Below are 12,506 nucleotides of genomic sequence, written 5' to 3' on the forward strand. Positions count from 1 at the left end.
ACGTGGAAAGTGAAAAACACTATACACGAAAGGAGATGATCAGGCGGCTCGCTTTGTTGTTTGCAGGAACCACGCTAAGTCGTACCTCGTATGCTAAGCCGCCACTGACGGGCCACCGGCTTACCATAAACGGTATGCCGGTGGCCTTGCATGCATGTAGGGTGTCGGCCGTTCCCTTCAACCAAGTTTGGCCCGGTTACCAGCGTCCACTCGATCAGACGGAATTAGCCACATTTGCCACTTGGGACATGCAATCTGAAGTAACGGTGAGTTTGACCTCGGCCGTCCCTATCCGCAAGGTAGCCGTAAGGCCTTTAGCTGCCGGGATTAAACCCGAAATCAACGGGCCGACAATCCAGTTCAATGTGCCACACCCAATGGATTTGGTTGTAGAAATAAACGGCTACCATCATGCCATACATTTATTTGCGCAACCGCCGGTCACAATACCTCTTGCACAACGCAAAGCATGTACCTATTACTTCGGGCCCGGTGTACATGAAATCGGGAAAAAGGAGCTGAGTAGTGGTGATTCGGTATATCTCGAACGGGGGGCTGTGGTCCATGGTTGTTTCCATGCCATCAACGCCCATGGGGTCTCCATCTCCGGTCGTGGAATCATCGACGTAAGCAAGCTGGAACGTGGTAAAGGCGTAGGAGCTATCCGGTTGGAGGGGTGTTCAGATTGCAAGGTGAGTGGGGTCATTCTACGGGATCCCGACACCTGGTGTCTCAGCTTGTTCGGCTGTTCGGATATTCATATCGATGGTGTAAAACTGATCGGCTTGTGGCGCTACAATGCTGATGGCATTGATGTTTGCAACAGCCAGCGGGTCGTGGTTTCCAACTGCTTTGTCCGATCATTTGACGATGGACTGGTAGTGAAAGGAAAGAAGGGTGCCTATCAGCATCTTCCCGTAGATGATGTGCGTTTTGAAAACTGTGTTGTTTGGTGTGACTGGGGAAAGGCTTTTGAAATCGGAGCGGAGACCGTAGCCCCCGCCATAGAAAAGATTCGGTTTCACAACTGCGATATCATACGCACGTCCTATGCAGCGATGGATATCCTGCATGGTGATGGCGCTGCTATCCGCGATATCCGGTTTGAAAACATCCGTATAGAAATGGATGAGGTGCATTACCAGCCGAAACTCCAGACCCAACCCCAGGAAGTGTATGCCGATGAAGGCAAAGGGAGCTATGTTCCGTATCTGCTAGAGGCCCGCATTACTAAAACGGACTATTCACAGGAAGAACGATTCGGGACATTAGACAGGTTAACCGTAGCTGATATTTCGATTAGCCGGCAACCGGGTGCGGATATGCCAGCGTCGGTATTTCAAGGGGCAAATGACCGTGCTATGATACGTGATGTACAAATCCACCGTTGGAAATTCAATGGCGAGCCGCTGAATACGCTGGTGGCGGCCCGAATCACAACCGACCCTTTTATTGAATCCATACAAATGATTTAAATTTAGTAGATGATGAAGAAAACTATTTATTTAGTTGCCCTAGGTATGAGCAGTGTAATAATGTCTTGCTTAGGCACGCTTCATGAACAGGAGCGGCCGTATACGGTGGCGGCATATTATTTCCCCAACTATCATGTCGATGCTCGCAACGAAAAGATACATGGGGCAGGATGGTCCGAATGGGAGCTCGTGAAGAATGCCAAACCGAGGTTTGAAAGCCATCGGCAGCCCATAGAACCGCTTTGGGGATATACGGATGAAGCTGATCCGGTTGCTATGGCACAGAAAATCGACGCTGCACATACGCATGGAATAGATGCCTTTATTTTTGACTGGTATTACTACGATGACGGTCAGTTTTTGGAGCGTGCATTGGAAGAAGGTTTTATGAAGGCGAAAAACAATGATCTGCTAAAATTTGCACTCATGTGGGCCAACCATGATTGGGAAGATATTCACCCTTTCGACTCGCGGGAGGACCGCGAGATGCTTTATCCGGGTAAAATCACGAAAGAAACTTGGGATAAGATGACGGATTTTATCATTGAAAAATACTTTTCGCACCCATCTTACTGGCAGATTAATGGTGCACCTTATTTTTCGATTTATGATTTGACCCGCTTTATTGAGATTTTTGGCAGTGTGGCCGATACCCGGAAAGGCATTGATGCATTTCGGGAAAAGGCACGAAAAGCAGGTTTTCACGACATCAACATGAATGCGGTAGTATGGGGACGTACCGTATTGCCCAGTGAAGAGGTGGTCAGCAATCCTGCCGCTTTGGTAGAAGAATTGGGCTTTAATTCGTTTACATCCTACGTGTGGATACATCACGTGGGGCTCAATCAATTTCCAGCTACATCTTACGACTCCGTCAGTACGGAATACTTCAAATATGCTGAAGAGGCTGTGAAAGAGTATAAAATACCCTATTACCCAAATATGACAATGGGTTGGGACGCATCGCCGAGAACTCACCAAGCTACCGCTTTTGAGAATCTAGGTTACCCTTATATGCCGGTCATGGTCGGGAATACACCGGAGGCATTCAAGAAATCGCTGGTAACCATGAAAAAATTTGCAGATCAACGAATAACGGGCGATAAGATTATAACGGTGAATTGCTGGAACGAATGGACCGAAGGGAGTTACCTAGAGCCAGATAAGGTAAATGGCATGGCCTATTTAGAGGCCATCCGGGATGTCTTCGGAAAGACAAATCAATAATGTCTTAATCAATAGAGGTGAGGACATCGAATTGCTGTTTTTTGAAGGGGAAGTAGAAATCGGGAAATCGCCGATTGTAGTCTTCGAGCTCGCGGAAGGATACATGAAATCCGTATTGGAAAAGCTGGCCGGACAAGGGGTGGAAATCGTGACGCCGGTAACCGAAGCTCCGGGTGGTTGGAGTTCGGAATTTATCGATCCGGATGGTCATCCACTCGCATTTTTCCAGTCCGGTGAATTGCCGCTTAGTTGACCGATGACCAAAACGGACACCGCAGTTATTGTTTTGCTAGCGGTGTCTGTTATTACTTTTCAATCGTTGTCTAAAGGCAGGTGACAACACAACTATTTCAGGTCGGGGAAAAGCGGAAATACCGCACTCTCCTGATGGGCTTCGTCCATCAATTGCTTCAGTCGTATCGCAATCGCTGGATGCTCAACGGCTACGTCGGTTGTTTCTGCGGGATCTACCTGTAGATTATATAGGGCTACCGGTGCATCTGGTGTCTCTTTGGCGTTAAGCCGTACGCCTTTCCATTTGCCCATACGGACCGCCTGCCTTCCGCCGCCCTCGTGAAACTCCCAGTAAAGGTAGGTGTGCTGAGGTTGGAGGCCCTGTCCGAGGAGGGTAGGTAAGAATGAAATGCCATCACTGTAACTGGGGTTGGGCGCACCGGTAAGTTCAACAAAGGTAGGCATGATATCCCAAAACGCCCCGATATGATCAGAGACGCTCCCTGCAGCGATGTGTTTTGGCCAACGTACGATGAATGGCGTGCGGATACCCCCTTCGTAGAGGTCACGTTTCAACCCCCGGAGCCCTCCCGAGCTGTTGAAAAAGACCGGGTCGGCCCCACCTTCTTTATGGGCACCATTGTCACTGCTGAATAGTACGATGGTGTTATCGGCCAGTCCCAGTTCGTCGAGCTTGGCCATCACCTGCCCTACGTATGCATCCATCCGGCTCACCATGGCGGCGAACGTAGCCCGGGGTTTGGCTATGGAGGCATAGCCGGCTATCGTAGCTTCGGGCCCGTAGTCGTTGCCCCGGTGCGGTATTTCTTCAAACGCGTATTCGTATTGTTTATAGTGTTCGTCTGCCGGGCCCTGCAATTCCGCATGGGGGAGTACCGTGGGGATAAATAGGAAGAATGAAGTGTCTTTTTGTTTTTCGATGAAAGCCAGTGCTTTTTGTTGGATAATGGCAGGAGCATAATGCGCTTTTTGCGACAGGTCATTGCCAGCCAATATTACTTTTTCACTGTTGTGCCACAGGTGGGTAGGGTAATATCGATGCGATTGGCGTTGACAATTGTACCCGAAAAATTCGTCAAAGCCTTTGCGGTTGGGCTCGCCACTGGTGCCTACCATACCGAGCCCCCACTTTCCGAAGGCCCCCGTAACATAACCCGCCCCCTGCAGCAGTTGGGCAAACGTCTGTACGGAGTCTGCCAAGGGCTCTTGCCCCTCGGGCTGTATTTCCTTATTACCACGAATGTAGGTGTGTCCGGTATGCTGGCCGGTGAGGAGTGCTGATCGCGAAGGTGCGCACACGGTGGTGCCCGCGTAAAACTGGGTGAAACGCATCCCTTCGGCCGCGAGTTGATCGATATGTGGCGTGGTGATATGTTGCCGTATACGCCGAGGTCCCCATAGCCGAGGTCGTCGGCCAGAATGAACACAATGTTGGGACGTTTTTGGGCATATGGTACCAGTGGTAATAAGCCTAGCAATAGCAAAATAGGGTGTTACGGGTCATTATAGTGCGGCTCCTTTCATTGCATGATAACAGGTTAGCAATTGTTTTTTATTCTGTTCTGCCGTGTAATGCCGCTGGTATTCTTCTCGTGCTTGGCGGCCGATCTGGGCTTTGTACTCATCATCCGTACGTAGCCATTCGGCAACTCTTCTGCGTAATGCTGCCGCGTCGTTGGGGGCGAACCGCCACCCAGTTATCCCTTCGTTTACGAGGCTTTGCATGGCGCCGAGATCGCTGGCAATGACAGGGGTGCCGGCTGCGAATGCTTCAATCAACGTCATGGGCAATCCTTCATACCAAATGGAGGGAAATAGCAACGCGGAGCATTCGGCGAGTTGTTGGCTGATAGCCGAACGGCCGAGGCTACCAAGATAGGTGATGTTCGGTGATATCCGGGTTGTTTCTATTACTCGGTCTTTCAGTGGACCATCACCTGCAATCCGCAATGAGTAATCTGTGCCTTTAAAAGCATCCAATAGTACGTTCATCCCTTTTTCTTCGGCTAGGCGGCCAATGAACAGAAAATGCTGTCCGCGTGGGCCAGTGGTTTTAGGACTATCGGCCACGAAATTCGGCTTCGTTACGAATTTTTCAGCGGCAATGCCAAAGGAAGAGTTTACAAACAGCTGCTTGGCAAATTCGGTCAGTGTGATATAGCGATCGACCATGCGCCAGGTGCCCATCTTCCGGTGGAGCCAAGTGGTGAAGGCGAGCCACCCTGTTTTTACCACGGAGCGGCTGTGCACGCCTTTTCGCACCGCTTCCCAAGGGAAGTCCACATGGAGGCTGGCGGTAAAGATCCCGCCATCGTGGTACAACGTTGCCGAGGGGCACAGCAGCCGGTAATTGTGCAAGGTCATTACCACAGGCACACCCAAGCGTTTCGCTATCCGCACAGCGACGGGGCCAACGGCGTAATGCAGGTTGTGGATGTGGATAATATCTGGCTGATGGCGTCGGATAGCCCGCTTTACCTGCATGGCAGCCCACAGATTCCACGGAGACCAGAAGGTTTGCCAGGCACCCCGCCAGCCCTTTTTGTTTTTGAACGTTAGTGAGAATACGTCTTCTGTGGTGCTAAGCAGGGCTTTCTCCTGCTCGAAAACAACATCTTCGCCGCCAGGGTGCTGATAAAAATTATGGATAAAAAGTATGCGCATGGTGGCGTGTGTACGGCAAAGCTACAAAATGTATTTACAAAAAAAATCCTATCTTTAGGGCACCATCAAATGGCTGTCAAACAGAACCATCACCTATGGAACGAAAATGCTTGGACTGCGGTGAGTTGCTCATAGGGCGCGCCGACAAGAAATTTTGCGACGATAACTGCCGTGCCAACTACAACAACCGGCGTAATAGCGAGGAAAGTGGTTACCTCCGGAAGGTAAACAATATCCTCAAACGGAACCGGAAGATTTTGGAGATGCTGAATCCTCGAGGGGAGGGAAAGGTGAAGTGGCAAACGTTGATAAATGAGGGGTTTAACTTCAATTACATCACCGATATGAATGAGACGAATGAGGGAGCCCAATACCGGTTTTGTTATGAATATGGATACGTGTTGTTGGATACGGATGAGGTGCTGCTTGTGCGGCGGCAAGACTAAATAGCTAACGGTCAAACTAACTGATTAATGATATGGAGAACCTTTTTAATGCAGTATCGATTGCTTTGATGCTTATACTTGGCACAGGTGCGTGCGTGGATGAGCCCAGCGATATCCATCGTTTGGATTTTAAAACACCGGCCGAGCTCCACCAGTTTTTTTCCTATAAAGCGGGAAGCACCATCGTTAGTGGTCACCGAGGTACGGTAGAGAACGGGCTGTCCGAAAACAGCATTGAGGGCATGGAGGCTGTGTTGCGGCATGTCCCTGCCTTCTTTGAGATTGACCCCCGCCTTACCAAAGATAGTGTGGTTGTATTGATGCATGATGCCACGCTTGAGCGGACGACAAACGGGAAGGGAAAGCTGGCCGACTATACCTGGGCTGAGCTGCAACAGTTGCGGCTCAAGGACCGTGAGGGAAATGTAACACCTTACCGGATACCGACATTGGATGAAGTGATTGAATGGGCACGGGGTAAGACCGTTCTGAATCTCGATCAAAAGGACTTACCGATTGCCCTTTCCGCCGATATCATCCGGAAGCACAACGCTTATTCGTTTGTGATGGTTACCGTGCACTCGCCCGAACAGGCCCGCTTCTACGTGGATCAAAACAGTGACCAGATGCTCTCGGCACACATCAAGACGCCTGAAGTGTTTGAAGCGTACCGTGCCGCGAATATTCCATTTAACCGGATGATTGCCTACATCGGCCCGGATGTGAAGCCTGAAAACCAGGAAATGTATAAACTCCTCCATGCGGAAGGCGTGATGTGCATGGTCTCTGCCGCTCCTACCTACGATAAGTTGCCGAACAGAGCGGAACGCGCCGACGCCTACCGGGCTGTTTTCGCCGATGGTGCATCCATTTTGGAATCGGACCTACCCATTGAAGTGGGGAACGCATTGAACTGATAACGATTGTAACTGCTCTTATTATGTTTCATCTAGCGTAATTTGTTCTTTAATGGCAGATGAGAGATCGAAAAGTTTGCTTTATCTGCAATCTTTTCTAAGTTTGCCGAATGGAGCGGACTACCTTTGCCGATTTCAAGTTCAACAGGCAAATCCTCAATGCCATCGAGGAGGCGGGGTATACCGAGCCTACGCCCATACAGCAAAAGGCGATACCGCCGATTTTGGCAGGTCAAGACGTGATGGGGGTAGCCCAGACAGGTACCGGAAAGACCGCCGCTTTCGTGCTGCCGCTGCTGATGAAGCTGAAGTACGCGCAGGGCGATGATCCCAGAGCACTTATCCTGTCGCCCACCCGCGAACTGGCTATGCAGATCGAAGCGCATATCCAGCTATTTGCCAAATACACTGATCTACGTACGGTAGTACTATACGGCGGGCTCGGTCCGAAAGCGCAGCTAGCCGAGCTGGAAAAGGGGGTCGATATCGTTGTGGCCACGCCGGGTCGGTTCCTCGACCTGTACCTCGCCGGTCACGTCGTTACCAAATCGCTTAAAACGCTCGTCTTGGACGAGGCCGATAAGATGATGGACATGGGGTTTATCGGCAAACTGCATAGGATATTGGAAGTAGTGCCCCGTAAGCGGCAGAACATGCTTTTTTCGGCTACCATGAGTGAGCTGGTGCATAAGATCGCGGGCGACTTCCTCGCGTTTCCTACGGTAGTGGAAGTGAGCGAACAGGCCACACCGGCACAGACCGTAAGCCAGATGCGCTATGATGTGCCCAACCTGAAAACGAAGATTAATTTGCTCCAGCACCTGCTTAAGGACGACGAAGCTGTAACCCGTCTCATTGTTTTCTGCAAAACCAAAGCCGTTGCGGATAATGTATTCCACTTTCTGGAACGCAAGTACGGCACGGACAATGTACGTGTAATCCACGCTAACAAAGGGCAGAACACACGTATAAATTCCATCAACGCTTTCAAAGAGGGGAGCGTGCGGATTTTGGTAGCGACGGATGTGGCGGCCCGGGGACTGGACGTGAGCAATGTGAGCCACGTCATCAATTTTGACGTGCCCATTGTTATCGAAGACTATGTGCACCGTATCGGCCGTACCGGCCGGGCCTACCAAACGGGCGATGCCATCACGTTCTGCAATCCGGCAGAGGAATATTATATCGATAAGATCGAGAAACTGATCCGCCAGCAGATACCGGTATTGGCTATTCCCGAAGGCGTGTTTATAGAGAAAACAGGTTTCGAAGAAAGGCAGGCAATTGCAAGAGAGATTGATGCCCAGAAGCGGAAGGAGAATCCCGACTTCCAAGGGGCTTTCCATGAAAAGAAGACAGCTAATCAGCGCGCATCGAAAACCCAGCAACAGGGACGGGGCGGCCGTAAGCACGATCAAAAGCAACATAAACGGCGGTGATGAAGCGGGTAACGCCATTGAACATCGCCTCGGCACTTGCCTTAGCAGGACTGCTTTGGCAGGTCATGGACAATACGGTGGGGATGGGAACTATTGGCTGGTTTTTTTTACTTTTGTTGGTCATGGTTATTGCCGACCAGTTTTTCCGGCTCATGCTCCGCAGCCTCAAACGGATATGGATTGTGGAGGGGATTTTTCTGGTGTTTGTCATATTGGTTATTTGGATGTTGAAATTGTAGCATCCGCGTTATCCGTAGTCTATTTTAAAAACTGAAAATGAAACCGAGACGTAAATAATATTGACACACCGGGCAATCATTGTTTACATCGAGCTCTCATCAGCCGATAAAGAAAAATAATTAGATGAAACCGAGATGTAAATAATATTGACACACAGGGCAATCATTGTTTACATCGAGCTCTCATCAGCCGATAAAAAAAATAATTAGATGAAAAAAGCAGAAATAAAGCTAACGATAGAACTGGACGAAAATAACGTGCCGGATACCATCGTGTGGGAATCGTCCGATGGCGAGAACAAGGAGGCCCTGCCCGCCAAAGCATTGTTCTTGGCCCTGTGGGATCACCATTATAAAAATTCGATGCGCATAGATTTGTGGACCAAGGATATGCCTTTGGACGAGATGAAGCGGTTTTTTTACGAGACCTTGCAAACCTTGGGCGATACGTTTATCCGGGCGTCGGGAGACGATCCCATCGCCAAGGCTGTCATCGGCGATCTGAGGGATTATTGTGATCACTTCGCGGAAAAAATGGAAGTTAGCCAAAAGCAGAATTAGCGGACATAAGGCAAAAAAGCAAATTAGCAAACAACAAAAAAGCAACTAGCAAAAAAGCAGCAAAGCAATGAACTACTTTTTAGTAAAATCGGAACCCTTCAAGTATAGTTGGCGGCAATTCCTTGCTGATAAGCAGACCTTTTGGGACGGCGTGCGTAACTACCAAGCCCGCAATAACCTACAAGCCATGAAGAAAGGAGATTTGGTGTTGTTTTACCACAGCAATGAGGGTAAGGAGGTAGTGGGTATAGCAAAAGTGGTTACAGAGGCGTACCAGGATCCCACCACGGCGGATGCGCGTTGGGTGGTGGTGGATTTGGCACCCGAGGAAACATTGAAAAAGCCGGTTACGCTCGAGGTCATTAAAGCGGACCCGCAGCTTCAGGATATTGCGCTGGTACGCCAAGGCCGGTTATCGGTCATGCCGCTCAAGCGGGAGGAGTTCGATCGCATTGTGGCGTTGGGTAACGGAAATTTTGTAGATTAGCACCTTTGGAAAATTAATCCTATGATTATGAAGAAGCAATATGCCATATATGGCCCTTTAATGTGTCTGTTGACGGCCGGTATGGTTTCGTGCAATGACGGCGCCGCCACGCAGAAGCAAGAAGAAGAGATACACAATGCGGCCACGCAGGTGGTGCCCGAAGAAGCTGAAGGGTTGATCGGGCGATGGGACCTTACCGTAGATAAGGAAGGCAAAGAAGTGCCCTCTTGGTTGGAAGTCAAGTTGTCGGGTTTTGATGTGCTGGTCGGTCATTTTGTGGCCGATGCGGGAAGTAGCCGACCGGTGTCGTATATCGCACTCCAGAATGGAAAGTTTTCGTTCCAAATCCCACCGCAGTGGGAAGGTGGCGGCGGGCTGTTTACGGTTGAAGGTGAACTGGCGGGCGATGGCATTAAGGGTACCATCACTACCAATAAAGGAAACACGTTTAACTTTACAGGGGTTAAAGCACCGTATTTGGTCAGGACGGGCAATGTGCAGTGGGGCGAGCCCATCGACCTGTTCAATGGCAAGGACTTAGCCGGCTGGAAGACGTCGGGCGACAACAGCCAATGGGTGGTGGAAGATGGCATACTGATCAATAAAGAAACGGGTGCCAACCTGATTAGCGAACAACAGTTTGAAGATTTTAAACTGGTTGCCGAATTTCGCTACAAAGAAGGAGCCAATTCCGGCATTTATTTACGGGGAAGGTATGAGGTACAGATTGAGGATTCGCCGAAAGACCGGCACCCCGGCTCCCTGTATTTTGGCGGTGTATATGGCTTCTTGTCGCCCAGTGAAATGGCAACTTTGGGACCAAATGAATGGAATAAATATGAAATCACACTGCGTGGACGTATGGTAACGGTTGTCGCCAACGGCAAAACGATTATCAGCAACCAGGAAATCCCGGGCATTACAGGTGGTGCGTTGAATAGCCATGAAGGCGAACCGGGTCCGATTTATATACAGGGTGACCATACGGGCGTGGAGTTCCGGAAAATTACGGTGACACCGGCCAAATAAACCGACCATCCGGTTGGGAAGCTGTTGAAACATTTTCCCGCTGGCTTTGTTGAATGATTAAATATAAATCTTATGGCAAAGACAGTTGGTATTATCTTGGTAATCGTAGGAGCAATTATGCTGGTGTGGACCGGCTTTTCATTCACGAAGAAAGAAAAAGTAGTGGATATCGGCTCGCTGGAAATCACGGCCGATAAAAAAGAGCAGGTAAATTGGCCGCCTTATGTGGGTGGTGTGATACTTGTGGCAGGGGTGGTATTGCTAATTATACCCAGAAAACGTTAAGCCGTTATTCCTTAACTACTTCCCTAAATAGGTTCTGGAGCTCTTTGGCATCCTTCGGTTTGAGCTTGCCAGCCAACACCAACCGGAGTTCCCTGCGTTGGAGCGCTTCGTTGTAGAGCTTTTGTTCCTCGTCGGTCTCCGGAATAAGTCGTGGCACCGGCACGGTTTCGTTTTGCCGATCGATGGCCACGAACGTATAGAACGCTTCGTTCGACTTAACCCGCGTACCGGAAGGGATGTTCTGTGCCCACACAACCAGCCGCACCTCAACGGAAGTGTTAAATGCACGGGTCACTTGGGCCTCGATGCTGATTACATCGCCTAATTTGATGGGATGCTTGAAAGACACATTATCTACCGAGGCGGTGACGACGATGCTGTTGCAATGCTTCTGGGCCGAAATGGCGGCTGCGATGTCCATCCAATGCAGTAGTCGGCCCCCCATCAGATTGTTGAGTGTGTTGGTGTCGTTGGGCAGCACCAATTCGTTCATAATCGTGTGCGACTCGCGAGCAAATTTTTCGTCCATATTTTTTCCGTTATTCGTGTGCTATTTTTTACGGAGCTGTTGGTCTACCAATGCTAGACCTTCCGTAAAGCTGTGTGGGTTGTACCCCAATACGTGGCGTGCCTTATCCAGTACAAACCCGGTCCTTGCCGGACGGGGTGCTGCTTGGCTTAAGGTTGTCGAACTGACCTGCCGGATAAGCGACTTGTCGAGTTGCCAGAAATCGGCGACCGCGGCAACGAGTTCGTGAATGGCGAATAGGTCTTTCCCTGAAATATGGAATATTCCTTCCGCTCCCGTGATGGCGGCAAGCATACAGGCATCAGCCAAATCTTCTGCCAGTGTCGGCATACGCCATTGGTCGTTGACCACGTTGAGGGGTTGCCCTTTTTCCAACGCGCCTTTCGCCCACAATACGATGTTACTGCGGCTCATGTCGGCCACCAAGCCGTATACCAGTATGGTGCGTAGGATGGCCCATTTGCAATTAGATTGCTGGATAAGTTGTTCGGCGTCTAGCTTGCTTTGGCCATACAGGCTCAATGGATTGGGTGCGTCGTGTTCGGCGTAAGGGCCATTCTTTCCGTCGAAGATAAAATCGGTGGATAGATGGATTAGGTGGATGCCGAATTCCTCGCACAAGCCAATCAAGGTTCCGACTGCTTCGACATTCAGTTTCTTGCATCCTTCAGGATCGTGCTCGCAAGCATCGACATTGGTCATGGCCGCGGTGTTGATAATGGCCTGTGGCCGCTGTTCGGTAATAATCGACCGTAGCTGATCCCCGTCGACGATATCCAAATCGAGATAGGTATATCCGTCTTCGGCAGGATGCCGGTTTTCGCCCCGCGAGGTAGCCACCAGCGCTATCCGTTCATCGGCAAGGGCCAAATCTGTCAGCTTTTGGCCTAACAGGCCGTTGCTTCCGGTGACTAATATTTTTTTTGTTAATGGAGAGGAGGACATCAAAATTA

15 protein-coding genes are annotated in these 12,506 nt (G+C 50.0%); 11 read left to right on the plus strand and 4 right to left on the minus strand.

Annotation, left to right across the window (positions count from 1 at the left end):
- Positions 1-2 precede the first annotated feature (2 nt).
- The 3 genes from ACEVG1_RS09795 to ACEVG1_RS09805 are packed head-to-tail and all read left to right on the plus strand — an operon-like array spanning position 3 to position 2,955.
- Complete coding sequence (locus tag ACEVG1_RS09795; protein WP_374743477.1) at positions 3-1,475, plus strand: glycosyl hydrolase family 28 protein; 1,473 nt, start codon at positions 3-5, stop codon at positions 1,473-1,475.
- Between the two features lie 45 nt (positions 1,476-1,520).
- Entirely contained in the window at positions 1,521-2,702 is a 1,182-nt protein-coding gene (locus ACEVG1_RS09800) for a glycoside hydrolase family 99-like domain-containing protein (protein WP_374743478.1), read from the plus strand.
- Positions 2,677-2,955 carry a VOC family protein gene (locus ACEVG1_RS09805; RefSeq protein ID WP_374743479.1) on the plus strand — a complete coding sequence of 93 codons (279 nt, stop codon included), beginning with the start codon at positions 2,677-2,679 and terminating at the stop codon, positions 2,953-2,955. The genes ACEVG1_RS09800 and ACEVG1_RS09805 overlap by 26 nt, the downstream gene beginning before the upstream one ends.
- 92 nt (positions 2,956-3,047) lie before the next feature.
- On the opposite strand, the gene ACEVG1_RS09810 is transcribed toward ACEVG1_RS09805, so the two are convergent.
- Together ACEVG1_RS09810 and ACEVG1_RS09815 are read right to left on the minus strand one after the other, a co-directional pair.
- Positions 3,048-4,289: an arylsulfatase gene (locus ACEVG1_RS09810; protein ID WP_374743480.1), complete on the minus strand. Its 1,242-nt coding sequence runs from the start codon at positions 4,287-4,289 to the stop codon at positions 3,048-3,050.
- A 171-nt stretch (positions 4,290-4,460) separates the two neighbouring features.
- Positions 4,461-5,621: a glycosyltransferase family 4 protein gene (locus tag ACEVG1_RS09815; protein ID WP_374743481.1), complete on the minus strand. Its 1,161-nt coding sequence runs from the start codon at positions 5,619-5,621 to the stop codon at positions 4,461-4,463.
- A gap of 95 nt (positions 5,622-5,716) precedes the next feature.
- On the opposite strand from ACEVG1_RS09815, the gene ACEVG1_RS09820 reads away from it, so the two are divergent.
- From ACEVG1_RS09820 to ACEVG1_RS09855, 8 genes are all read left to right on the plus strand, one after another.
- Positions 5,717-6,067, plus strand: a complete 351-nt coding sequence (locus tag ACEVG1_RS09820) for a hypothetical protein (protein ID WP_374743482.1) — start codon at positions 5,717-5,719, stop codon at positions 6,065-6,067.
- A 32-nt stretch (positions 6,068-6,099) separates the two neighbouring features.
- A complete protein-coding gene (locus tag ACEVG1_RS09825) occupies positions 6,100-6,984 on the plus strand; it encodes a glycerophosphodiester phosphodiesterase family protein (protein WP_374743483.1) in 885 nt (294 codons plus the stop codon).
- A 110-nt stretch (positions 6,985-7,094) separates the two neighbouring features.
- On the plus strand, positions 7,095-8,423 hold the full coding sequence (locus ACEVG1_RS09830) for a DEAD/DEAH box helicase (RefSeq protein WP_374743484.1): 1,329 nt from the start codon (positions 7,095-7,097) through the stop codon (positions 8,421-8,423).
- On the plus strand, positions 8,423-8,662 hold the full coding sequence (locus ACEVG1_RS09835) for a hypothetical protein (protein WP_374743485.1): 240 nt from the start codon (positions 8,423-8,425) through the stop codon (positions 8,660-8,662). The genes ACEVG1_RS09830 and ACEVG1_RS09835 overlap by 1 nt, the downstream gene beginning before the upstream one ends.
- Before the next feature lie 210 nt (positions 8,663-8,872).
- Positions 8,873-9,223: a gliding motility protein GldC gene (gldC, locus tag ACEVG1_RS09840; protein ID WP_374743486.1), complete on the plus strand. Its 351-nt coding sequence runs from the start codon at positions 8,873-8,875 to the stop codon at positions 9,221-9,223.
- A 67-nt stretch (positions 9,224-9,290) separates the two neighbouring features.
- Entirely contained in the window at positions 9,291-9,710 is a 420-nt protein-coding gene (locus ACEVG1_RS09845; protein WP_374743487.1) for an EVE domain-containing protein, read from the plus strand.
- 27 nt (positions 9,711-9,737) lie between these two features.
- Positions 9,738-10,739, plus strand: a complete 1,002-nt coding sequence (locus ACEVG1_RS09850) for a DUF1080 domain-containing protein (protein ID WP_374743488.1) — start codon at positions 9,738-9,740, stop codon at positions 10,737-10,739.
- Between the two features lie 72 nt (positions 10,740-10,811).
- Positions 10,812-11,024: a hypothetical protein gene (locus ACEVG1_RS09855; RefSeq protein ID WP_374743489.1), complete on the plus strand. Its 213-nt coding sequence runs from the start codon at positions 10,812-10,814 to the stop codon at positions 11,022-11,024.
- 4 nt (positions 11,025-11,028) lie between these two features.
- Here the strand turns inward: ACEVG1_RS09855 and ACEVG1_RS09860 are convergent, their stop codons facing one another.
- Together ACEVG1_RS09860 and ACEVG1_RS09865 are read right to left on the minus strand one after the other, a co-directional pair.
- A complete protein-coding gene (locus tag ACEVG1_RS09860; RefSeq protein ID WP_374743490.1) occupies positions 11,029-11,553 on the minus strand; it encodes an acyl-CoA thioesterase in 525 nt (174 codons plus the stop codon).
- A gap of 21 nt (positions 11,554-11,574) precedes the next feature.
- A complete protein-coding gene (locus ACEVG1_RS09865; RefSeq protein WP_374743491.1) occupies positions 11,575-12,498 on the minus strand; it encodes an NAD(P)-dependent oxidoreductase in 924 nt (307 codons plus the stop codon).
- Positions 12,499-12,506 lie beyond the last annotated feature (8 nt).

The organism is Parapedobacter sp. 2B3, from assembly GCF_041925275.1.
GTDB classification, from domain to species: domain Bacteria; phylum Bacteroidota; class Bacteroidia; order Sphingobacteriales; family Sphingobacteriaceae; genus Parapedobacter; species Parapedobacter pyrenivorans_A.

Coding starts and splice junctions, on each gene's coding strand:
- ACEVG1_RS09800 (WP_374743478.1), top strand. CDS start 1,521: ATGAGCAGTGTAATAATGTCTTGCTTAGGCACGCTTCATGAACAGGAG.
- ACEVG1_RS09805 (WP_374743479.1), top strand. CDS start 2,677: ATGTCTTCGGAAAGACAAATCAATAATGTCTTAATCAATAGAGGTGAG.
- ACEVG1_RS09810 (WP_374743480.1), bottom strand. CDS start 4,289: ATGCGTTTCACCCAGTTTTACGCGGGCACCACCGTGTGCGCACCTTCG.
- ACEVG1_RS09815 (WP_374743481.1), bottom strand. CDS start 5,621: ATGCGCATACTTTTTATCCATAATTTTTATCAGCACCCTGGCGGCGAA.
- ACEVG1_RS09820 (WP_374743482.1), top strand. CDS start 5,717: ATGGAACGAAAATGCTTGGACTGCGGTGAGTTGCTCATAGGGCGCGCC.
- ACEVG1_RS09825 (WP_374743483.1), top strand. CDS start 6,100: ATGGAGAACCTTTTTAATGCAGTATCGATTGCTTTGATGCTTATACTT.
- ACEVG1_RS09830 (WP_374743484.1), top strand. CDS start 7,095: ATGGAGCGGACTACCTTTGCCGATTTCAAGTTCAACAGGCAAATCCTC.
- ACEVG1_RS09835 (WP_374743485.1), top strand. CDS start 8,423: ATGAAGCGGGTAACGCCATTGAACATCGCCTCGGCACTTGCCTTAGCA.
- gldC (WP_374743486.1), top strand. CDS start 8,873: ATGAAAAAAGCAGAAATAAAGCTAACGATAGAACTGGACGAAAATAAC.
- ACEVG1_RS09845 (WP_374743487.1), top strand. CDS start 9,291: ATGAACTACTTTTTAGTAAAATCGGAACCCTTCAAGTATAGTTGGCGG.
- ACEVG1_RS09850 (WP_374743488.1), top strand. CDS start 9,738: ATGAAGAAGCAATATGCCATATATGGCCCTTTAATGTGTCTGTTGACG.
- ACEVG1_RS09855 (WP_374743489.1), top strand. CDS start 10,812: ATGGCAAAGACAGTTGGTATTATCTTGGTAATCGTAGGAGCAATTATG.
- ACEVG1_RS09860 (WP_374743490.1), bottom strand. CDS start 11,553: ATGGACGAAAAATTTGCTCGCGAGTCGCACACGATTATGAACGAATTG.
- ACEVG1_RS09865 (WP_374743491.1), bottom strand. CDS start 12,498: ATGTCCTCCTCTCCATTAACAAAAAAAATATTAGTCACCGGAAGCAAC.